Consider the following 21,186-nt stretch of genomic DNA (forward strand, 5'->3'; position numbering starts at 1 on the left):
GGATGCGCACCGCCTACTCGACGGATTAGTATTACTTGAAGCTGAGGTTTTCGGCCCGCAGTTCCATCGTTTCGAAGCTGACCGGCTTCCAGTTGACATCCTTCCGGGCCGCGTAAACGTCGTACGGCTGGTAGAGAAGGACTGCGGGTGCCTCTTCCTCGAAGATATCGCGCATGCGGTTGAGGGCATCGAAGCGCTCCTGCCCGTCTGGAAGCTGCGCAACTTTGCCGGCCAAGTCGTTGAATTCCGCTGGCGCCTGCCAGCCCCACCGCTTCTGGATGCCGCGACCGGGGCCGAACTCGGAGACCATCGTGGTGAGACCATCGGTCAGCCACTGGCCGTTCGACCAGTTCCTGATCAGAACATCCGCGTCCTTCGGCGTGGTCCCTGGAGCAAAGATCTTCGGGACGACCGTGACGCCGATCTCTTTCCACATCTCGATCATCATCATCAAGGCAGGAACGGCATTGGCGTAATAATTGCCCATCGTATGATAGGTTATGGGCGTGCCGTCGTAGCCGCTCTCTTTCACGAGCTTCTTCGCTTCCTCGATATTATACTCCAACGGACGCCGCTTGGGATCGTAGCTCCCGCCGTAGCTCGGGAAGTTGAACCCGTTGGGGATCGATGCCTTGTTCTTCCAAAGCGACTCGACCATCAGCGGCCGGTTCACGCCAAGCGCTAGTGCGCGCCGCAGCTTCTTGTCCTTGAAGATCGGCTGGTTCATGTTGAAGGTGAACATGTGGACGTTCTCGATCAGCGTCCCGCGTGTTTCGAGATCCGGATAGCCGTCGACCAGCGCCAGGTCGTCCGGCGTCAACGTCGTGATGATGTCGTACTCGCCGCTGATGAGGCCCGCGACACGGGTCGCCGGTTCAGCCACGATCTGATAGGTTATTTTCGAGGCAGTGGGTTTCGTTCCCCAATATGCGTCGTTCGCCTCGAGGGTGACATGGTCGTTGGCGACGAAGTCGGCGAACTTGTAGGGACCGGTACCTATCGGCTTGTTGCCGAAGGCAACCGGGCCGAGGCCCTTGTAGTATTCCTTCGGAACAATACGGCCGAGCCACGACGCCACGTATTTCTCGATCAGATAAGATGGCGTTTTGGTGCGCAAGACGACCGTGTATTTGTCTTCTACGACGGGCTCATCCCAATTGGGCGAGAAGTTGCGGCCGTTGGGGATGGTCTTGATCGCCTCGTCACCCCACAACCGCTCCGATGAGAACGTATAAGCGACGTCGTCCGCAGTCATTTCCGCGCCGTTGTGGAACATGACCTTCTGGCGCAACTTGAAACGGACCGACTTGTCATCGATGCGCTCCCAGCTCTCTGCGAGCGCCGGCGCCAGCGCGATACCGTTGCCCGGCGCGCCATTGGCGAACCAGTCACGTGCGATCAGCGTGTCGAAAATCTGGTGGACGATACGAGGCCCCGTGTTGCTGATTGCGTTAATCGGCTCGAGTGTCGGCGGCAGGCCGTTAACGCCGATGCGCAGTGCGCGGCGCTCCTGCGCGAAGGCCAGCGTGCCGACGGTGGTCGATGCCAGCGCCGCAATACCGGAAGCGATTAGGAATTCTCTACGATTTGTCTTGAGCATCTGGTTTTCCTCTCCCTGCTCTGTCTGAAGTTTGCTGATGCTTTCCCGCGGACTTCGAACCTAGTTCGCAATGACGAACTTCTTCCGCAGCTTCTCCGGTGCTGTCTCGATGATGTTTCGGGCGCCGGCGTCGGTAACAATGACACCGACGTCTTCGATCCTGGCGGTCACAGAGAGGCTCGATTTCGTGAACTTTGAGTGGTCTGCTACGACGATGACGCGGCTCGCCACCTCGATCATTGCCTTCTGGACGCTCGCGTTCTGTGGTGACGCCGTGCAGATCAATCCCCGGTCGAGGTCGATCGAACTGGCGTTGAGGATGAGCTTGTCGACGTTGAACTGGCGGATGAACTGCTCGGCGAGCGGGCCCCTGAAGGACCGGTTCGTGTCTGTGTATTCTCCGCCGACCGAATAGACGTTTTTCGCCTCACCGCGGATCAATTCCGCAATGATGTCGGCGCCGTTCGATATCAGCGTGAGCCCAGTGCGCCCCACGATTCTCTTTGCAACTTCCAGCGCAGTTGTGCCGGCGTCCAGAAGAACCGCGTCTCCGTCCACGATCATTGCCGCAGCAGCGGCGGCAATCGCCGCCTTTTCCGGCTGGCGAGACACGGCGCGAGCCGCATGGGTGGAATCCTGCCCAACCTGATTGATGCTGACTGCGCCACCATGGGTTCTACGCAGCAGCCCGGCAGCTTCGAGCTCACCCAGGTCACGACGGGCGGTCGCCACCGATATCTGGAAGCGTTCCGTCAGCGTACCGATGGCGAGGAACTGCTCCTCGCGCAACAACTCGACGATCCTTCCTTGGCGATCCTGGGCATTATTGAGCACCGGCAACCTCCCTATTGACAGATGCGTGATCTATATCGATCACCGTTATGAGCGAAACAGATCGTAGTCAAATGAAGAATTCATGACACTACAGTCCGCAAAGCCAGTTTTTCTGCGACTAGCATAAGTGCTCGCAACTAACTCGAGCTCTGATCCCCTGCCACCCTATTGTTTGTTTGATCGATATCGCTCATACGGTGACCCGGAGGCAGACGGCAGGTTAAGACAGGAGGAAAGTCTTGGACAATCGCGCATTTGAGCGGCGTCGCGAACAGCTCACGCGCCGCAATCTCTCTGGCTTCCAGGAACCTTCAAACCCGCCCGACAAGCGCTTCATCCTGTCTGCGAGGCGGCGCGGGCAGGATGCCGGTGGGCAGCAATCCTCCCTGCTTTGCCCACCGGCTGGTTTCTCAAAATATCGGGATCTCTAGTCATCTTGACGTTTTGACGGACAGGAGTCCGCGTCCGATGGTGCAGATCCTACTCCGCACCGCTCGCTGTAAGCACGGGCCAGCGCCATAGCCGCCCCCCTTGCTATCGAGCGGTTCGGCCTCGAGGAGGGCCGGTTCGTCCGGCGTGGAAACTAGACAAAAGATGGACCTGGAAGGTATGGGCTTCGTTCAGGCCGAGCCGACCCGCTGATCAGCCGAAATGGCGCTACGATTGCATAAAGACATCATTGATGTAAGGCCGGATAATGATTGCGGACTGTTATGTCCTCGGGCAACCGACGACGCAGAGCGGTCATCTCAGCCGGCAGCAGGACCACGCTTTCCTGCTCGTTCGGGTCGGTGCGGGCGATGACCGCTGGCGCCGGCCGGTCGCTGAGATTGGCGGGAAGATGCGGGACGCCGGCCGGGATATAGAACATCTCGCCCTCGCGAACGATGACGTGTTCTTCCAGCTCGTCGCCGAACCAGCAATGCGTCTCGCCGGAAATCGTATAGATCGCCGTCTCGTGCGAGGCGTGAAGATGCGCCTTGGCACGAGCACCCGGCGGTATCGTCAGGAGATGCATGCAGATCCCCGTCGAGCCCACTGTCTCGGCGGCAATCCCTTCAAAATAGCTGAAGCCCTGTTTTCCGGAATAGGCGCTGCGGGGCCGCACGACACGGCAGGTGGGCTTCGATGGAACACTCATGGCATTGCTCCCCTGGATCTGGTGGCCCAATACAAGTGCATCGCGGGCGGCGCAAAAATTTCTCACCGAGTCGCCTGCGATGCGTCGAAGTCCTGCAGCGGGATGTCACTGAAGCGATTGCGTTTCATCACGATGTCCTACGCTCTCAACTATTTCTCGAGCATCGCTTCAAAGTGGCGTGTTCCGCATGGCTTGGTCTGTTTCAATCAAGCCAATGGGTAGATGCCAGATGTATGTGAACGGTATATCTATTCTAAAGTGAAAGCCCTCCTGACATGGAGCGCTCTCGGCTCCGTGAGCTTTCCAAAACCCTCGATCGCTCGTTATCCGCCTTCGGCAAAGGACCCGGTAATGGAACACCAAGCAATTCATTCAGTAAGGCTTGCTGTTCCGAATCTGTCAAATGGTCGCGTTGCGTCGAAAGTTCTGGCCGGCCTTCTGAGACGTGCGACAAGCCCGGTTCGCCAAACAATGACTGCGGATCAAAGCGCTCGCTTATTGTATTGGTTGAATGATCGCGTTCCAAAGGCCCTTGAAAATGTTCATCGACTACACTCCTCGGCACTGAACTCGTTCGCACCAGACTGTCTCCGGAAGCTTCACGGAAGCTGTCCTCAATGCGCCCGCCTGGTGCGGCATGTACTTCCAACGGCGGCGGGACTGGTACACTATGCAGGAAACTCAAGAGGTCTTGGTCGTTTGGATCCGACTGATGATTATTGATCGGGGATAAAGACACCGGCGGTGGTTGGGAATTCGTTCTATCGACCGAGAATTTCTGATCGGCGGATGGGTTTAGCGAGGCCTTCCGCGAGCCTAACATCCTTGTTCTTTCCGGGGATCCCGGAAACGACATCTCTGTTATTGGCCGGTTTGACCGGAAGAGATGTCCCGGCCTCTCACTGAGGTTTTTTTCTTCTTGCATTTCCCTTTCATTATCACGCTGGAGATTGATGGCCAGTGGCTCTTTGTACGACTTAGCCCCTTCCGCTCGAAAAGCTGGATCTGAGAGACGCACATTTGACAACGGAGGTGGTGTTTGAGAATTGACCTGTCGCTCTGAGTTCGGTTGGCGAAACAAGGGTGACGTTTGTACAACGGCATCAATTGGTTGGCCTTGTGCAGGCACAACCTTAGTTTCGGCCTCGTCACGACGGCCGCCTCCAACAAAACTGACCGGATACGACTGCGGCGCTAAATGCACATTTGCCGCCTCCCGTAGAGGCGATATGGGGATAACTGCGCGCTTCTGCCAAGCCTTCCTATGCTCAACGGATTCCAAATCGCGCAGCTTCTGAGCGTCATGTTCTTGTTCACTTAGCGCCGTCAGTTTGCGACGAACCGTCACGCCAAGTATCTTTTTTGAGACTTTTTTGACATCAGCGTTCAAATACGCTGTTTCACTCTTGTAGATCTTACCGAAGGTATGCTTGGTGCTCTTCAATTGCCCGCTGGCATCATCGTAAACGGCCGATCGCTTATTGAAGAGCCGGCGGTGACTTGATATATCCCGGCCAAGTTCGTTGCCCTCCTTGTCTAGGAGGGAGCTATAAGATTTGCTGAATGCGCCACCAAGTTTTCGAATCGTCGTCCGAGAAGTTTGACGGTCCGCGGCTCTCGTTAAATTCTTCGAAAATCCGAGACGTTTGCTGCCGACGAGCTCGAGGTTGCCTTTGTCGTCCCGCTCAAAAATTTCCTGCTTGGAACCTTTTTGACGGGTTAGTTCACGAAAGACCCGGTTTTCCGGTCCGCTCCGATAGGGTGCGCTCACCTTCTCGGAAATCGGTTGAAAAAGCCTATTTCGGTTGACATGCCGCGTACGGATCAGCAGGCCATTTTCGTCTCGTTCCCATTTTTCCTCAAAGCGTCCGTGTTTGTATTTCACAAGCTTCGCGCGAAGTGTACCGTCCTCGGCATAGAGATGGCTGCTAACGCTTCTCCAGGTCTTCTTTTCGTGGAGACCCAAGTAAATATCGCCGGTTTCTGCGTTACGCTTCAGAACTTTCTTCGTTTTTCTTAGTATACCATGCTCGCGCGTTAATTCTTCTGGGCTGTCGACCCGAAGCCGTTTATTTCCAAGCATTTTATAACTTATTTCGCCTCGAAAGCCGGCGTCCAGCTTGTCGATTATCTGCATATCGGCGGCATATTTTCGCTTCTGGTCCGGGGTTTCGAACCGGGCTAGCGTCCTTGTTGCCTCCTCTTCAGTAAGTAATGCCTTACGCGTTTGCTCAGAAAGCCGCTTAGCAGAACGGCGCATGTCAGCCGTAAGCGACTTCGCGACACTTTTTTTCGTCGTGTCGACCATTGTTGAACCCTTTCATTGGCATGTTTGAACTAGTGGGCTTCGTCACTGACGTGCTAGCAGGAAACCTACAGACTGTTTACGGTTGGACCACGCGGCCGGCTTTCGTAACTCCGCCGGCTGTCACTGATGGGTGGCAATGCTGGCTCTGGCCGGACAAAAGCACGTGAATATCTATCGGACGGTTCAGCGAGAAGCTGCGCTGCGTCGTTCGGCAATTTCATCATCAGGCGCTCATATTCCGCAACACTAGTGTAAGTGCCAGTTCTCTGACCCTTTTCATTGCGATCCGCTATCAGGACATCTTTTTGAGACAGTTGTTGCAATTTTTCCGAAGACAAATCTCGAACGTCACGTAAGTTCGGGCCCTCTGCAACAATAACCGCTGCCTGTGCGTCAAACTGCTCAAACTTGATACTATTCGCATGACTTTGCCGACCCATCGACACGGGCAGACCAACTCGATCCATCAGCTGGGTAAAGTGTTCCGGGTCGGAATACTCCAGTCTGGGAGGTGACATATAACGGTTTCCGTCGCGAGCAAGGACCTGAACGCGATCCCACAACTTTCCCTCTTTCAAGGCTTGCGCCCAAGGGGAACTGGGCATGTTTTGCAATAGGTAGTCAGCGCTTACATGACGATCGCGAGTCATCCCTCCCTGCCCATCTGGCTGCCTTCCCATATTCACAGTCGCAGCCGGAAATTGCCTGTTGTGAGCTCTGTTCTCGCCGGCGAACTCTGCGAAACGGATATCCGCACTGCCTCGCTCCCATGATTCCAAATATTTGGAGTCATGCATAATGCCAGACTTGGATTTCAGCTTGATCTCGGTATCACTGCCGTACTTATTTTTGATGGCGCGTTCGAATTCCTCAAATCGCTTGTTAGCGTAAGCGTCGCCGGCAAACCTATACGAGAAATGTATATCATTCTGCGGGGTCTTGATTAAAATATCGGGCAACAGAGAACCAGCTTGAAACTCGTGCTCGTAGCGCTTTTGAATTTCTCTGCGCCCATATTTCTCTGTTTGTATGTATCTATCCTCGGGCCTCAACTTATAATTTCGATCGAGCTTGATATTCTTGTCTGTTTGATAAAAAATTTCTGTGCCGGTGATACCCATCTCCGCGTGAGCTCGGTTCCAGACTTCCAACTTGTATTGAAAACGCGGTTTGCTCCGTTCTTTTGGCTCCAGCTTATGCAAGCTTGCAGCCAATTGTTCGGGAACATCAATCTTGTCGAATGCGAGGGGTGGGGGATAGTAGTTGCCGACCCCGTCCCTATAGAGCCGGCAGCTCGCATTGAATTCCGCCTTGGTGGGCAGATGATCGAGGTTACCTTTAACAGTACCTGCGAAGCTGTCTTGTCCGGTTTGCCGCACAAGAATATACTCGTCTGGGCGCCGATCATGGCCTGGTAAAGCCATATTCGCGAACAAGCTGGATAACTCATTTTCAACCCCAGACCGATTGTCATGGGCGCTGCTAAAAACATGGCTTGACTGAGAGCCGAGCAACTCCGCATCCAGGTGAGAGTTGATATCTTCCGTGTGGGTGGGGCTCCCGTGGATGTCGTGTGTGAGAATTTCGTAGCTGCCCGTCATCTCAATATCGGAAGTCGTGTTTGAATTCACGCCCGCTGTCCTCTGGCGCTTTAGATCGGCGACACCAGCATTTTTGACGTCGTGCTCGCCAGTCACATTGATATATTCATCGTTGCCGTCGGCCTTCGGATTCATCGTCTAACTCCTTTTAGCCAGCTAGGTTCTCTTCCGGGAGCGGGCAGTGAAGGACAAAATTCTCCAGTTCGATCATTTCGAGATCCAAACTCGTAAAACCATTCGGCTGGTGATTGTTGCTCAACTCCTCTGTGTGAATTTCTTGCGGCTCCTCAACCGCCAAGACAGGCCTGTTTTTATTCGCATTTAGTTTGATGATTGCCATATCGTTGTTTCTCCTACAGAAATTACGACGTTCCTAGCGCCTGCCGCTCCGGGCCTAAGCCCAACCTAAAAACATCGGACGGAAATTCATGAGCGCAAATTAGAGCTTTCTCCATCTTCACGGTCCCAAATGGCCTGGTGCGAGGCTGTTCCGGTACGCAGTTTCCATCTCGCTTCTTCAACCAAGTGTCCCTTAAAGTAAGTCACACCCTGAGATTGTCGGATTGTCTGCCAAGTGAACTTGACTATCGGCGGCAAGCGGTTCAGACGAAAGCCAGCTTGGGACGCAAGCGGTCCAATCAACATCAACCGTGCACAGTATTTCCAGACTCTTGCAACGGCAGTCTCTCTTCGGGCACAATCTAGACTCCGAATAGAAATGAGTTTGTGTTGAACCTACCATCCGAGCCTCAGTCATTAAACGAATATCGCGTTTCATATGTAACTCTCGCTAAATCACGGAGTTAGCGCGACTTTTTCAAAGAAGGCCGCAGGAGAAAGTGGCCGAGTAAACGGTGCCCCTGTGAATGATAGTCTGTCGGAATGCCACAATGAATTGTCATTCTGGATCCTACCGTCAGCGTTCACGGTGCTCCGCACGGCCTCGATCCCGCGGATCATAGACTCTTCGCTCGTCGTGCGGGATGGTATTGTCGTCCTTCGCGCTCGACGATTGAGCTTTCGAAGGTGACGCGCCTATCAAACCGGCGGTCCGGTCCAACGCAGAAACAAGGGCGGTTTTTTTCTTCCGCATACCAAGTGGTTTGGCGTCCAGATTCTTCTTGACGTCATATAGAGCCAAAAACTCCCGGTATACTTGCTGCTCACGCTCGAGAGTTGGCCATCTTCCGGTCAATGCGGTCTCTCGGGCAAGCACAGCTTCTGTTTGCCCACGGGGTCCAAGGTGCAGCAATTGAGGGGCTTGCTCTTTGCTGGGGGGTGAAAGGACAGGATCACGGCTCACCGTATAGTTATAGCTAGTTGTCGCGACCTGAATTGGCATGGTGACTCCATTGGGCGATTCACTTTGCAAACCATCGTTAGCGAGTTGATGCGCGTAGCCTAGCTGGTTCAACTGATACCCATTTGAAGCGGTCGCACCCTCCGCAGACGCAACAGGGTCCGACAGAGTTGCCCTTTGGTCTGAGCGATAGCTTGCATCATCTGGCCATCCGCGCCCAATCAGTCCGGTCCGTCTCCTGCCAGTGCCAACATGTTGGCGATGAAGCTCCTTGCATTCGAGGTAGGCAGGCATCGGCCTTTCCAGCCGCCGGCCCTCTTTTGTCGCCCGCAGGGTATTGTGGACAACCTTGAATCCGAAAATATGCTCCGACTCGTACTTCCCGGTCTCGGTCGCGAGCCGCGCTCGTTCATTTTTCCGACTTCCATAAGTACCAATATTGTCATTTCTCGAGCGCACGGCTTTTTCTGGCTGAGGGGATTGTATCGTCAAACAACCTTCATCGGACGACAATCCATTCGCGCTGGAAATCGCGTCATAGGCCGTTGCTGTGGCGGCTCGGTGGCTCTTGGTGCCGAGCCGCTTTACTTTGCTCGCACCCTCGAGGCGATTACTGCCGGCGATGATCGCGGTTTGGTCTGAATCCGGTCCAGAGGACCCGAAATTTAGTGTGCGCCTTGTTTCCAATTGTGCACATGCCGGGTTTTGCACGTGAGCCGTCTCTTGTGCTGCGTCACGTGCAAGACCGGGCCGGCGCGATGCCGGTTGATTATCCAAAATGGGAAGAATGTTCCTGGCTGTGCTTGCTTCCGATGGGGGAGCAACCGCCTCGCCATCCTCAAACGGATCATGTTCATCGAGAATCCAGGCCGATGGGTCGAGCTCTGCCAGACGCGCGTTCACCACCAGATTTTGCCACCGCGGCTGGGCTAGTTGCCTCCACCTTCCATACGCCTGACGTTCCGCATCCCCAAGCGACATTCCCTCATATACGAAGACTGAAGAAGGTATCTTCCCGATCGCCGGGTTCGAAACGGCATCGCCTTCAATAGCAGCTTGGCGTGCGTCTATGATAAGATCTTCCCAGGTGGGTCGGTCCGGCTTGCTCCAGCGATCATGTGCAGCGCGCTCGGCTGCTCCGAGCGCAACTCCATCGTACACAAAGGCACGCAACACCTGCTTGCCGTTAATTGGGGCGCCGGACATGCGCCCTGACTCGTTGGAAGCAACGTCCTTGCCCCGTTCGTGTTCGCACGACATCGAAGCAGAGTGCAATTCCGCGACGCGTGCGTCCACAACGAGGTCTTCCCATCCTGGCTGCGCGGGCTCGAGCCATTTTTCATACGCTAGCCGTTCCCCCTCCCCAAGCGGGACGCCTTCGTACTCGAAGACCGAGCTGTCATTTGATTCGTTGAGCCAGGTAGAACTGCCGATTGCCTGAAGACGGGCGTCAACTATCAGGTCTTTCCAGGATGGTGGTTGCGGTTTGCTCCAATTCTCATATGCTTCGCGCTCAGGTGAGCCGAGTCTCATCCCATCAAATTCAAATGGTTCAGGGAAACCGTCTTTTTTGTCAATCGAGCTCGTCCGCTTACGCTTAGGTGCATCGGATCTGAATTCCTCGTGAAGGCGACTATACTCATTCGGAATTGAAGTAGAGGTGTCTAGCTCTTCAATACGCGCGTTCACAACGAGTTCTTGCCAACTGGGCTGCCCCGGCTCCACCCATTCCTCGTAGGCACGCCGTTCCCCTCCCCCCAGAGGAACCCCCTCATAGACAAAAACCGAAGAGGTGCTTTCTCCGACATCGAAATTCCAAGCGGAACTGTCAATCGCATTCACGCGAGCGCTCAGTATCAGGTCTTTCCAACTGGGCCTGTCCGCTCTATCCCATGTCTCATAAGCGGACTGCTCGGCAGCACCCAGTCTCATTCCCTCATAAAAGAATGGCGCAGATGAATTTGCCCGGTGATCCGTTTGGCCGTCAGATGGGGAGCTAGCAAAACGGTTCAAAGGCTCTTTGGGATGAAGGACAGGCGTAACCCCGGCGTTAACCTCGAGCGAGTATTCAGCCCACTCGGCGAATCCAATTTTCGAGCTTCCCGACGGTTTCATGGCGATATCTCATTAAACAGCAACCTTCAGCGGTAGTAATGCATTCACGAAACATAACATCTGACGGCGCTAGCAAGACTCGATCCGATGCGGCGTCACAACGATCTTCAAGTGCTGGAAGCCGTTCTACCTCGTTGCTGGAGCGAAATGATCTGGTCCAGGAGTTCGCGCTGCGCCAAAAAGGCTGGAGCAATTTCCGCAAGCGTCTCGGAGGTTGCGGTGTCCGCACCTTTGTACTCCCGCTTGTCACCAACTCCGTTTGAACCCGGGCGAACTTCTATTGGTATTGACACGCTGTGCTCTCCATCAGCCACGGTTCTGCTTTGGGGGGTACCGACTTCTCCATAGTCACTCTCTTCAATCTGCACCGGTTTTTGCAAAGTTGTATCGGCTGCTCCCTGGCCGAGCTTGCCGTCAAAGAGGTTTGTGTCTCCCGGCAGCATCAAAGATGCGGGCTCGGGAAGGGAACCCTGTTGGCTTTCGAAAATCCGCTTCAATATGAGATCCGAATAATATCGCACTTTTCTCAGTTTGAGGGGAGGTTGGCCCTTGATAAGGACTATTTCATAATTGTCGTCGAGTAGGCGGACTTGTTCGGCGCGCAGAAGCGGTGCTCCTTGGTCGGAGATTTGGATGTTATGATCAAACATGCGCGCTTGGCTGTACGACGTTGAGCGAGCCTGGAACGTGTAGTCGCCGATAGCCTTAGAAATGTAGGTCGGCGTCTCGTCATCAGCAGTCGCCATGAATACCTGGACACCCGTATTGCTGAGAAAATTTTGCTTACCAGCCTCATCATAAGTTCCTGTCAAAGCCGACAGACTCTGAATAATAAACATGAAGCGGCCCTTGTAGCCGGCGATCGTCGTAATTGCCGTCTCCACGGCTTCCAGCTTGCCCAAGTGCTTGAACTCATCGAGGAGAAACAGAACTTCGTGCCGTTCATCCCAAAGTGGCAGCGATCGCTGCAGGATTGATACAACCTGCTGGAAGAGCAGACGCATCAAGGGCGCTATGACTTCGAGATCGTTCGGGCTGACACAAAGATAAATACAAGTCCTCTTCCGCCGCAGATCGTAGACGGAAAAATCCGAGCGGCTTGTAGCCGCTTTAACGAGTGGATCGGCCCAAAGATTGAGTCCGCCGTCGCCGAGCACCGATGTGTAGGACGTCAATATTTTGGTGTCATTTCCCGCCATATTGTCGAAGATGCGCTGAGCCTCTTTGTTTTGTGTTTCCTCCGCGAGTTGCGCAAATAGTTTGTATTTTTCGCCCGGCTGAGCAAACAGATCGTAAACGGCACCGATCGTTGGTGTGCCGCGCTCAATGCAACTCAATATGCCTGCTACGAAAAGATCCCGTGCCCCGTCGATGAAACCTTCGGCTCCCTTGCCTTTGGCTGTGATGAGATTCGCAGCGAGGCGGCGCGTTTCTGTAAAGCGCCGTTCGGGCGGCAACGCGGCAATATCCAGGACGGGATTGTAACAGTGCGTTCGCCGCTCTGGATCTAAGGGCGAGAACTTGAAAACCGCATCACCGCTTGATTTACGCGCCCTCGATGTGAGTTCAAATAGTTCGCCTTTCACGTCCAGAGCAATCACCGAGCCCTTGAAGGTTAGCAACGTCGGGATAACGACGCCAACGCCCTTACCAGCACGAGTCGGCGCGACAACAAGGCTGTGAGGTTGTTCTCCATTACTCAGGTAGCTGCCAAACCAACGTGGTCCACAGGTCTTGCCGAAGATGGGACCCGTGACGTGACTGTAGCGCCGAAGGTAGCCGGCGTGCTTCATCTCACCGGAGCCTGCCCAGCGAGCAGTGCCGTGATGTTCGCGATCGCGCATCGAGAACAATAGTTGGCATAGCAACACAAGCGTCGACGTGGCAACGATAATGGCAAGTCCGCGATAGAACGCGGGGCTTTGGTATCCCAAATAAGGTGGTGTCTCATACAGGAACGCAAAAACGCTGAAAGTCATCATCGTTTCGCCAGTAAAGCCATGGCGAAATGTTGCATAGAGACTGGCTGCACAAAACCCAGCTGCCAATGAACATGCTATGCTCACAGCTAGGCGTAATGGCGTGTACTTGCCTGAATTCATCACGTAACCACGCTTTGTTCACCTATTGGAAACGCCAATTTGTTTACCGGCAGCTGGATCTACAGCCCATAGCTTTCCCGCACCCGCGGTTCAAACGCCCTCGTACCACGCTGCGCGTCACGGCCATGCCCGCTCCGGCCCATGGACTGATCTGCTAACCGGTCTGCATGTTGCGCGCGATCTTCGGTTAGGTCACCGACAGTTTTTGCGTTTGACGTTCCAGGTTCGCCAACGTGGTCGTGGACACGAGTGGGATGTATGAACTCGATAAAAAGGTTTTCGGCGCCGTTCGCAACTTTGGAATTATAGGTTTCCGGCGTCATGTAAGCGTTGCCTGGCGATTTGAGCCAAACATTTTCCGCGCCATACGTATCCGTTACAGTCGCAAGCCTTTCCAACCTGAGAAGTTTTGGCCAAAACGAAAAGAAGGTTCCGCTAGGATGCTGTACCATCACCTCCGGATTGTGCACGCCCGCCTGTCGCGGGAACTCATAATCATGTTCGCTGATCCGTGGTCCAGCAGGTGTATAATAGAAATATTTGCTACCGGACTTCAATCCGCTGAAAGCATTTCCGGAGAGACCGAGCGCGTTCATTCGTTCCAGATACTTTTCCGGCCCGAGATGCAAAAGGAGCTGGTTTCGCGGCATGTAGGATCTTTGCGCGCCATCCGCTTTGACGAGGATCACACTGTTTTCCAACTCCTCCGCAGTCGGCCACTTCCGCAATCTTTCAAATAGTTGCTTGCATGTTTCAAAGCGCATAACGTGGTTCAACGGGTGGGGCCAAGGAGGAATTGGCTCGTTCCCAATTAGTAGGTGGTCACCAAGATGTTCAGCATCGAAAATCGTTTGAATGGACGGGTGTCGCGGCTGGTAAACATAGGATGCGCCAGATTCTGACTGAACCTGATAATCTAACGAGATTTTTTGTTTCTCTTTATCCGAAGCATCTCGTCGGATATCGACACGCGGTGCCTTGCCGATCTTCAGTGGCCCCGCGACGTCCGAGCCTGAAGGCTCCGCTTGGGTAGCCTGCGGTAGTCCAGATACTCCGCTTTCGAGCGTGATAGGTGCCGCCCGGGCGACGCTCGTTCCCGAAACCGTAGTGGGCGAACGAACCTCCTCGATAGCCTCGTTCAGACTGAGCCTATGAGATTTTCCAGCAACATCCTGCTCGAAACGACGCCTCTTGGAATGCAGCTCGACGAGTGCGTCGATCCGCGCTAACTCTTCGTCCGTCCATTCGGAGTCGTTGGAATTCGATTCTGATGGGCTTGTCACCAGCCGCGAAGTCCTCTGATGGGCCGCGGGGTCTCTAGGTAGTCCGTCGAGGCCCGCAGCAAAATCCTTGCCTGAGAAAACATCGCCCAACGGGGCCGCAGGAACAGCGGGTGCAACATCCCGCGCCGAAGTCGAGCGGGCTTCGAAGAGTGCGTCGATCCGCGCCAGGTCCTCCTCGGTCAGTTCGGGGAAGTCGTCGGACTTCGTTTCTAATGGGCTCGATTCCTGCCGAGAAGTTTCCTGATGGACCGCAGGATTCGTAAGCCAGCCGTCGTGGCCTGCGGCAAGATCCTCGCGTGAGAAGGCATCGTCCAAGCTGACCGCATGAATAGTGTGCGCAACATCCCGCCTCGAAGGCGAGGGGGCTCTGAAGAGTGCGTCAATCTGCGCCAAGTCCTCGTCGGTCAACTCGGGAAATGCATCGAAGCGTTCCTCCGGTGAGCCAAGCGATCGAACGGAACCTTCTTGGATCAATCCTGAAGCTGTTTCGCTACCGATTTCGGTCGCGTCGTCGAAATAGTCACTGTCGGCGAGGATTTGGGTGCTTTCGGTGCTGGTGGACCCTGCGTCAATGCTTAAATTCGTAGCGGCTATATCAGCAGGAACAACCTGAGTACTGAGCGGCGAACTGCTGTCGGCGAGCAAATCAAGGTCATCTAACCCTGGCCCAGAGAAGCCTTGTTCCGTCGAAGGAAGGCTATCCCCGCTGTCTACCATCCAATCCGGTGCGCTGTCGAATGTTTCTTCAGGCTGGCCCTCTCCAGGAATGATGACTTCATGACTTGAACCAAAAGCGCTTGTGTCAACAGGTTGCGTCGCAATTTCGTGCTGAGATTGCGTACCGCTCTCTCCAGCCTCTTCGATATTATCCAGCTCCATTACAGACCGGTGCGCCCCTTGCGACGCAGGCGTCGCGGTCGAGCTATGGTTCATAGCCAAAGACGCGGCAATAGTACCCACCTGCTTTTCCGAGCTGGTATTCCGTTTCGCCACTGATTCACTTTCGTCACCGGTTTGCTCGTGTTCGCGCAATCGCTTTGTTTGCCCCTTGCCAAAACGTGACGACGACGTTTCGTGGTACGCTGCGGCAGTGGACTGCATTTCAATCTCCCGCAGGTATTGCATGGCCGTACGAAAATACCCTTTATTCCTCGGAAAGACCGCTGATTGGCCTGCCGGAGCTTCGGCTGATCTCGCCGGGGGTATCTCTGCGGTATTCTGGGGATGGGTTGCAGGCCGTTGATTTCCGGTGGAAGTACCTGGAAGGTCGCGAGCCCCACCAGGAATTAATGGTCGTGAGGAATTCGAGTTCACCGTAGTGGAGCGGCTCAAGTCTCGACGGAATTCTTCATCTGCCATGATCGATCCTTTTCTACCTTCTATTTCCCTCATCCCCTTGGCTGCGCCCGTCCCTTGACCGCTTGCGAATGCTCGGCTCGGCGTCATCATCACGAGGACGCTTAGAATTTGGCTGTCGCTGCTGCGGGCGATCGGCTCTCGGAGGCAATCCGTCCGTAGCGATGTTGGTCTGTCCCGGGTCATGCAACGGATTTGGTTCAGGGGGCTGTATCGGCGATCTTATCGGATCGTCCGGGGCAACCGCTACGTCGGTGATTGTCACTCCCGTCCGAATTTCGTTTACCCTGGTCAGTTTTGCGCCGCTCTGCTCTTCCTCATCACCGCGAGGCCGTTTTCGAAGAGGTCGTTGCCGAACGTCATCTTCGCGTGTTGTGTGCGTGACGGTTGCCAAACGATGAGTGCCAGAACGGCCTTCAAGATCCTGGCCGTCTCCGGCTATGGTGAGAGGGCCGTTCCTCAAATTGTCATCGTCCACAAAGGCTTCATCGCCGCGGGATTGAGAACGGGAATCGTTTCCAGACGGTACACGATTCGGCGTCACGCCGTCGCCGTTCGACCCGACTGGTGCGCGGGAACGCACTTCAGACACCGGTTGTAGACACTCGTTTCGTTCCGAACCTTCTGACACGTTTTGAGGTAGCTCACCGTACGAAGAATTGAAAGATTGATCCGGTTCTCGGTCGTTTCCCCCAGGCGAGAATTGTTCGAAATGAGGATCCTCGAAACGAATTTGATTGGCCTGCTGCCGCTCAAGGCGTCGATACTGGGCAAAAGTCATCGGCCGATCGGTGATGCCGCGCTCAGCTCGCCTGGTCGCCTCGAGGACGACGCCATGGCGAAGTGAAATCTCGGCCATTTTAATGCGCAAGGCGTCGTAATTGAGTTGGGGGTGGCGTCGGGATATTTTCAGCCAGCCGTGCCCCAAAAGTTCGCGACGATTAACGACCACATGCAGATGTGGGTGATCGCGATCGATGTGAAAGGCTGTAAGATAGTTGTATCGGCCTCCCCCTGAGCCTGACCCAAACATCTCGTCTGCCCACTCCCGGCTCGCTGCATAGGCTGCTACCTGACTTGTACCGGCAGGGAAGCTTACAATGATGTGGGTGGTCAACTCCTGTTGCCTTTCCTCGTCTGGCTGACTTTCGTGATAAGTTCCGGTTTCTTGAACCCAGCTTCGGGCGAGCTCGCGGATTTCATCCGGTGGTACGAAAGTATCGAGATGCCGGGCCGAGCGCTGCAGCTCCAACTTGCCCTTCCGGGATAGATACTCCAACTGATTGATAATCTGTTGGAGGGTCTTCGTCCCACCTCCTGGCACGATGCGGATGATGACTTGAGACCGATCGGGCATCCAACAAATTCCCCGCCAGGTGCTACGTCAGTTCTGCAAGGCGTCCGCCAGCATGGAGCAACCGTCGATCCTTCGCCGTGATACGGACAAAATGGTACGGAGCAAGCCGTCGAGGTCAGCGAACGATTTACCAAAAGCGTTTCGTTCAGCTTGCAGAGCCCCTAAATCCGTTGTCGGATTTTCAGCATAGGCGCACAGCAGCGCGGCAATGTTGTTTGAGAGTGCTCCTATGGACTGAAGTATGGCTTCCATCGTCTGACGAGACTCTGCATCGATTTCGAGAAAGCCGGCAATGCGGCGGACCGCAACTCTTATGGCCATGCTGTCGGAGAGCCCTAGCAGACGGGCTTGGCTGGAGAAGCTCTCATATTCGGCCGATCGCAAACGAGTGCTAACGACCTTGAAACCTTCAATCTTCGGGCCTTCACGCCGGTCGACAATGTCACTTGAAGTCGGTTTTTCGCTTTGCGACATGGCTTGCTCCATAGAAAGCGGAATGATCTGGATTTGTTTCGGAGTGGAACTCTCCAGTCGAGACCAGCAGAGCCTAGCCTCGAACGGAATAAACTCAAGAATATCCTGCGCATAGTTCGATTTGTATAGTTACATTTGCAATTATCTTTCAATGCAATTGAAATATATGCCTGGTAGTTTTCTTTTATACACACAGCCACACATACAAACAAAAATACGGACGCACTTTCGTTCACAACGTCGGCAGGATAAACTCATGAAACTTCTGACATTTTGCTCATTTAAAGGAGGCGCCGGCAAGACCACGGCGCTCATGGGTCTTTGCGCCGCTTTTGCAAGAGACGGCAAAAGAGTGGCTCTCTTCGATGCCGATGAGAACCGCCCCTTAACGCGATGGAAAGAAAACGCCATGCGTAGCAACACCTGGGATACATCCTGCGAGGTGTACGCTGCAGAAGAAATGTCACTTCTTGAAGCGGCTTATGAGGACGCCGAGCTTCAAGATTTTGACTATGCGTTGGCCGATACGCATGGTGGTTCGAGCGAGCTCAACAACACAATCATCGCTAGCTCAAACCTGCTTCTGATCCCCACAATGTTAACTCCGCTCGATGTCGATGAGGCTCTTTCAACATACCGTTATGTCGTCGAGCTGCTGCTGAGCGAGAACTTGGTGATCCCGACCGCCGTGTTGCGCCAGCGGGTCCCGGTTGGCCGATTGACCACGTCGCAACGCGCGATGTCAGACATGCTGGCGAACCTGCCTGTCGTGCAATCTCCAATGCACGAAAGAGACGCATTCGCTGCAATGAAGGAGCGTGGCATGTTGCATCTCACATTGCTGAACACGGCAAATGATCCGACGATGCGCCTCCTCGAGCGGAACCTCAGAATTGCGATGGAGGAACTCGTGACAATTTCAGAATTGATCGGCGAAACCTTGGGGAACTGAAGATGGGGATCCGCAAACCCGCTTTGTCTGTCGGTGAAGCAAGACGGCTTGCTGCCGCGCGACCGGAGATCGTTCACCCAATCCCAGCTCGTTCCTCAAAAAACTCGGCGCAACCGCAGTTACCTGAAAGAGGCGGACAGGAAGATCGACCACCTCCTCCTATCGCCGCCAAGCGTCGTGACAACTCCGATCGGCAATCAATGCTAACGGCGGACGCCTTGAGTTCGACTGCGCCGCCGGAAAAGATCCAGGTCTTTCTTTCGGCGCGACCACCCGCTCCTGAGGTATCAAAGATATATGATAACTTGATTCTGCAGTACAGCGCTTCCAAGGCGCTGCAGATGATCTTGCGCCGTGCACTCGCCGATTTTGAGAACATGTTGGCGGACGGATCATTTAGCACGGCCCCGAATAGCTACGCGGTTCCCCAGGCAATTTCCGAAAAATCTATCATCGTTCAGACCTCCCGCATGTTCCCGGTATCGCTGCTAAAAATCGCTCGCAATCATTTTGATCCGTTGGGATTGGAGACTGCCCGGGCTTTTGGCCACAAACTGGCTACAGCCGCGCTTGCATCTTTCTTCGCTGGAGAGAAGAAGACTAGAGGCTAACCTTTAGGACCTATCCGACCACTTCGCAGTGCTGATGTGCTCGGAGTACGGAGTGTAAGCGGCCCATGCCACTCGGCCAGAACAATCAGTTAACTTTGGGAACAGGGTGCCAAGTCCGGTAGGCACCACTGCATCAGGCCGCCATCATGCCTCCATAGGAAACATTCACGTCAGCGTCAAAGAAATAGCCGGCGCCTCTTGCAGTCTTGATTAACTGAGGGTTTGTTGCGTTCTCTTCGAGTTTTCGGCGGAGCCTCAATATGAGGACGTCTATACTTCTGTCATATACCTCCTCCTCGCGCACTCGACTGGCGATCAGAAGCTGCTCGCGTGATAGGACGTCTCGCGGTTTCTCCAGGAAAGCAACCAAAAGATTAAACTCACCTGCCGTGAGTTTCACCTCAGCGCCCTCTTCCGAAATCAAACGGCGTTGCCTGAGGTTAAGGGTCCAGTCAGCGAAATAAAATGAGCGTCGATCTTTCGTTCGCGCGACGCTGGGCCGCACGCGCAATGCAACACGGATGCGCGCTAGAAATTCGCGGGTCCCAAAAGGCTTGGCGATAAAATCGGTTGCTCCCAGTTCGAGCGCGACAACTTTGTCCGCCTCCTCAAGGCGATCACCGCTAATAATTATGATTGGGACGTCTGATTTGGTCGCCAGGGTGCGAACGATCTCAAGCCCATCTTCACGACCCAAATTAAGATCGACAACCGCAACATCGACGGTCTCGGAAGAGAGCACGCGATTGAACTGCTTGCTATCGGCTACAGCGGTCACCTTAAAGGCATGTACCGTAAGGTACTCGACTATAAGATGACGCATAGCGACATCGTCATCTATGACAAGAACGTGTTTCAACGGTTCGCCTTTCAATCTAGGATCCTGGCCAGCAATTTGCAGCTCAACGGAATCTATGCATGCAAAGGATGTATGTGTTAGACTCCACTCGTCAATTTTTTCTCACTATACGGGAACTCCGGCAGAATTTCGGCCCGGCCCGTGCATGACAAAAATGCTAACGAATTGTTTCAGTTTCATGACAAAGATTGCTGGGCTTTGCTACAAATGTAATTTTGTAACAAACCCCGTTATATTTTGAGTGGAAGGAATACTACTATTGATTGAGAAGATCGCCTATGGTCTCGCCTCGACGGCGCGCCTCTGCCGCAAGCCAGATTTCGCCCACCTCATAGACGTCATCGTAGGCATGGAAAGGTATGATCACATCGATGGCCGTTGCGAGCATGTCAATCAGTGTGCGATCTTCCAAGCTAGCGCCTTGCGTACTACTTTTTACGAGTGAAAACAGCTTTTTGAAACCTTGAATGGGATTGGCGCCGTGTATTGTGGAAATCGATCCCGGATGCCCTGAGACGACTTCACTCAGATAAGCCCATGCAGCGTCGTCGCGCATCTCGCCGAGCAGTATTCGGTCCGGTCGCATACGCAGACTAGCCTGGAGCAGGTGCTCGGCGGTCACGGCACCCAGCCCAACCCCATTTTTAGAATAGAGTAGCCTTACGTGGTTCTCGTGTGGAATGACCAGTTCGAGCGTATCTTCAATGGTGATCAGCCTTTCCTGCGGCGGGATAGCGCTGATCAAGGTTTTGCTCATCGTCGTCTTGCCGCTACCAGTGGGGCCGCAAAGCAGCATCGTCAGTCGACCAACGACGCACGCGTGCAGAAACGCTTCCAGATCCCCGTTGTCGTAATGCTGAAGGATAGCGTCATCATGCTGATCTTGCCGCATTTTTCGTGTCTGCCACTGATTCCACCTCGAAGCAGCATAACGGGACGAGACTTCTCTAAGACCAGAAACACGGGAGCTTGGGCGCCGAATCGTTAAGCTGACGGTACCCGACGGGACGGTCGGCGGCAAACAAATTTGCAGCCGCTCACCACCTGGAAGTTCAGTAGCGCAAAGGGGGTTGCGTGGTCCGACATCCTGCTTTCTCAGCGCGCCAGCTAAAATAGCGATATCTTCGAGATCATCATAGGACAGAGGCAGAGGCAATTTGGTGAAGATGCCAGCTTGGCGTACAAATGCCTCTCCAGGTCGGTTTATCGCAACTTCTTCGGTCCTCGAGTCGTCGAGCCACTCCAAAATCGGCTTGAGCAGGAAGCGTAATTGCGGATCCACCTCCATTTGTA

General features: G+C 54.3%; 16 protein-coding genes. 3 read left to right on the forward strand and 13 right to left on the reverse strand.

Annotated elements, in window-relative coordinates:
• Nucleotides 1–31 precede the first annotated feature (31 nt).
• The gene (locus RRH01S_RS25060; RefSeq protein WP_042474804.1) at nt 32–1,600 is read right to left on the reverse strand and encodes an ABC transporter substrate-binding protein; all 1,569 of its coding nucleotides are present in this window, start codon (nt 1,598–1,600) and stop codon (nt 32–34) included.
• A gap of 60 nt (nt 1,601–1,660) precedes the next feature.
• Nucleotides 1,661–2,434, reverse strand: a complete 774-nt coding sequence (locus RRH01S_RS25065; protein WP_042474806.1) for a DeoR/GlpR family DNA-binding transcription regulator — start codon at nt 2,432–2,434, stop codon at nt 1,661–1,663.
• 239 nt (nt 2,435–2,673) lie between these two features.
• On the opposite strand from RRH01S_RS25065, the gene RRH01S_RS25070 reads away from it, so the two are divergent.
• A complete protein-coding gene (locus RRH01S_RS25070; protein ID WP_042474809.1) occupies nt 2,674–2,865 on the forward strand; it encodes a hypothetical protein in 192 nt (63 codons plus the stop codon).
• A 245-nt stretch (nt 2,866–3,110) separates the two neighbouring features.
• Here the strand turns inward: RRH01S_RS25070 and RRH01S_RS25075 are convergent, their stop codons facing one another.
• The 9 genes from RRH01S_RS25075 to virD1 form a co-directional block, all read right to left on the reverse strand.
• Nucleotides 3,111–3,575, reverse strand: coding sequence for a cupin domain-containing protein (locus tag RRH01S_RS25075; RefSeq protein ID WP_042474812.1), 465 nt, complete (start codon nt 3,573–3,575; stop codon nt 3,111–3,113).
• 253 nt (nt 3,576–3,828) lie between these two features.
• Nucleotides 3,829–5,883, reverse strand: coding sequence for a virA/G regulated protein (locus tag RRH01S_RS25080; protein ID WP_042474814.1), 2,055 nt, complete (start codon nt 5,881–5,883; stop codon nt 3,829–3,831).
• Nucleotides 5,884–5,948: 65 nt separating this feature from the next.
• A complete protein-coding gene (locus tag RRH01S_RS25085; protein WP_042474817.1) occupies nt 5,949–7,619 on the reverse strand; it encodes a type IV secretion system single-stranded DNA binding effector VirE2 in 1,671 nt (556 codons plus the stop codon).
• Nucleotides 7,620–7,632: 13 nt separating this feature from the next.
• A complete protein-coding gene (gene virE1 / locus RRH01S_RS25090; RefSeq protein ID WP_042474821.1) occupies nt 7,633–7,824 on the reverse strand; it encodes a type IV secretion system effector chaperone VirE1 in 192 nt (63 codons plus the stop codon).
• A 576-nt stretch (nt 7,825–8,400) separates the two neighbouring features.
• Nucleotides 8,401–10,899, reverse strand: coding sequence for a virA/G regulated protein (locus tag RRH01S_RS25095; protein ID WP_042474823.1), 2,499 nt, complete (start codon nt 10,897–10,899; stop codon nt 8,401–8,403).
• 107 nt (nt 10,900–11,006) lie between these two features.
• Nucleotides 11,007–13,001 (reverse strand): type IV secretion system ATPase VirD4, encoded by a 1,995-nt coding sequence (virD4, locus tag RRH01S_RS25100; protein ID WP_042474826.1) that lies wholly within the window; start codon nt 12,999–13,001, stop codon nt 11,007–11,009.
• A gap of 59 nt (nt 13,002–13,060) precedes the next feature.
• Nucleotides 13,061–15,385 carry a virA/G regulated protein gene (locus tag RRH01S_RS25105; RefSeq protein WP_234711739.1) on the reverse strand — a complete coding sequence of 775 codons (2,325 nt, stop codon included), beginning with the start codon at nt 15,383–15,385 and terminating at the stop codon, nt 13,061–13,063.
• Between the two features lie 271 nt (nt 15,386–15,656).
• Complete coding sequence (locus RRH01S_RS33625; protein WP_080705466.1) at nt 15,657–16,997, reverse strand: T-DNA border endonuclease VirD2; 1,341 nt, start codon at nt 16,995–16,997, stop codon at nt 15,657–15,659.
• Nucleotides 16,998–17,024: 27 nt separating this feature from the next.
• Nucleotides 17,025–17,471 (reverse strand): T-DNA border endonuclease subunit VirD1, encoded by a 447-nt coding sequence (gene virD1 / locus RRH01S_RS25110; protein ID WP_042474831.1) that lies wholly within the window; start codon nt 17,469–17,471, stop codon nt 17,025–17,027.
• 256 nt (nt 17,472–17,727) lie between these two features.
• Here virD1 and RRH01S_RS25115 point away from each other — a divergent pair, with 256 nt between their 5' ends.
• Together RRH01S_RS25115 and RRH01S_RS25120 are read left to right on the forward strand one after the other, a co-directional pair.
• On the forward strand, nt 17,728–18,423 hold the full coding sequence (locus RRH01S_RS25115) for a conjugal transfer ATPase VirC1 (protein ID WP_042474834.1): 696 nt from the start codon (nt 17,728–17,730) through the stop codon (nt 18,421–18,423).
• Between the two features lie 2 nt (nt 18,424–18,425).
• A complete protein-coding gene (locus RRH01S_RS25120) occupies nt 18,426–19,034 on the forward strand; it encodes a conjugal transfer protein VirC2 (protein ID WP_042474836.1) in 609 nt (202 codons plus the stop codon).
• Between the two features lie 133 nt (nt 19,035–19,167).
• Here the strand turns inward: RRH01S_RS25120 and virG are convergent, their stop codons facing one another.
• Both virG and virB11 read right to left on the reverse strand, forming a co-directional pair.
• On the reverse strand, nt 19,168–19,929 hold the full coding sequence (virG, locus tag RRH01S_RS25125) for a two-component system response regulator VirG (protein ID WP_161990910.1): 762 nt from the start codon (nt 19,927–19,929) through the stop codon (nt 19,168–19,170).
• A 220-nt stretch (nt 19,930–20,149) separates the two neighbouring features.
• On the reverse strand, nt 20,150–21,181 hold the full coding sequence (gene virB11, locus RRH01S_RS25130; RefSeq protein ID WP_110924661.1) for a P-type DNA transfer ATPase VirB11: 1,032 nt from the start codon (nt 21,179–21,181) through the stop codon (nt 20,150–20,152).
• Nucleotides 21,182–21,186 lie beyond the last annotated feature (5 nt).

Origin of the sequence: Rhizobium rhizogenes NBRC 13257 (assembly GCF_000696095.1) — a bacterium.
Classification (GTDB): domain Bacteria; phylum Pseudomonadota; class Alphaproteobacteria; order Rhizobiales; family Rhizobiaceae; genus Rhizobium; species Rhizobium rhizogenes.

What these genes read in the sequence shown, in the direction of transcription:
- RRH01S_RS25060 (WP_042474804.1), bottom strand. Translation starts at nt 1,600, where the DNA reads ATGCTCAAGACAAATCGTAGAGAATTCCTAATCGCTTCCGGTATTGCG.
- RRH01S_RS25075 (WP_042474812.1), bottom strand. Translation starts at nt 3,575, where the DNA reads ATGAGTGTTCCATCGAAGCCCACCTGCCGTGTCGTGCGGCCCCGCAGC.
- RRH01S_RS25080 (WP_042474814.1), bottom strand. Translation starts at nt 5,883, where the DNA reads ATGGTCGACACGACGAAAAAAAGTGTCGCGAAGTCGCTTACGGCTGAC.
- RRH01S_RS25085 (WP_042474817.1), bottom strand. Translation starts at nt 7,619, where the DNA reads ATGAATCCGAAGGCCGACGGCAACGATGAATATATCAATGTGACTGGC.
- virE1 (WP_042474821.1), bottom strand. Translation starts at nt 7,824, where the DNA reads ATGGCAATCATCAAACTAAATGCGAATAAAAACAGGCCTGTCTTGGCG.
- RRH01S_RS25095 (WP_042474823.1), bottom strand. Translation starts at nt 10,899, where the DNA reads ATGAAACCGTCGGGAAGCTCGAAAATTGGATTCGCCGAGTGGGCTGAA.
- virD4 (WP_042474826.1), bottom strand. Translation starts at nt 13,001, where the DNA reads ATGAATTCAGGCAAGTACACGCCATTACGCCTAGCTGTGAGCATAGCA.
- RRH01S_RS25105 (WP_234711739.1), bottom strand. Translation starts at nt 15,385, where the DNA reads ATGCAGTCCACTGCCGCAGCGTACCACGAAACGTCGTCGTCACGTTTT.
- RRH01S_RS33625 (WP_080705466.1), bottom strand. Translation starts at nt 16,997, where the DNA reads ATGCCCGATCGGTCTCAAGTCATCATCCGCATCGTGCCAGGAGGTGGG.
- virD1 (WP_042474831.1), bottom strand. Translation starts at nt 17,471, where the DNA reads ATGTCGCAAAGCGAAAAACCGACTTCAAGTGACATTGTCGACCGGCGT.
- RRH01S_RS25115 (WP_042474834.1), top strand. Translation starts at nt 17,728, where the DNA reads ATGAAACTTCTGACATTTTGCTCATTTAAAGGAGGCGCCGGCAAGACC.
- RRH01S_RS25120 (WP_042474836.1), top strand. Translation starts at nt 18,426, where the DNA reads ATGGGGATCCGCAAACCCGCTTTGTCTGTCGGTGAAGCAAGACGGCTT.
- virB11 (WP_110924661.1), bottom strand. Translation starts at nt 21,181, where the DNA reads ATGGAGGTGGATCCGCAATTACGCTTCCTGCTCAAGCCGATTTTGGAG.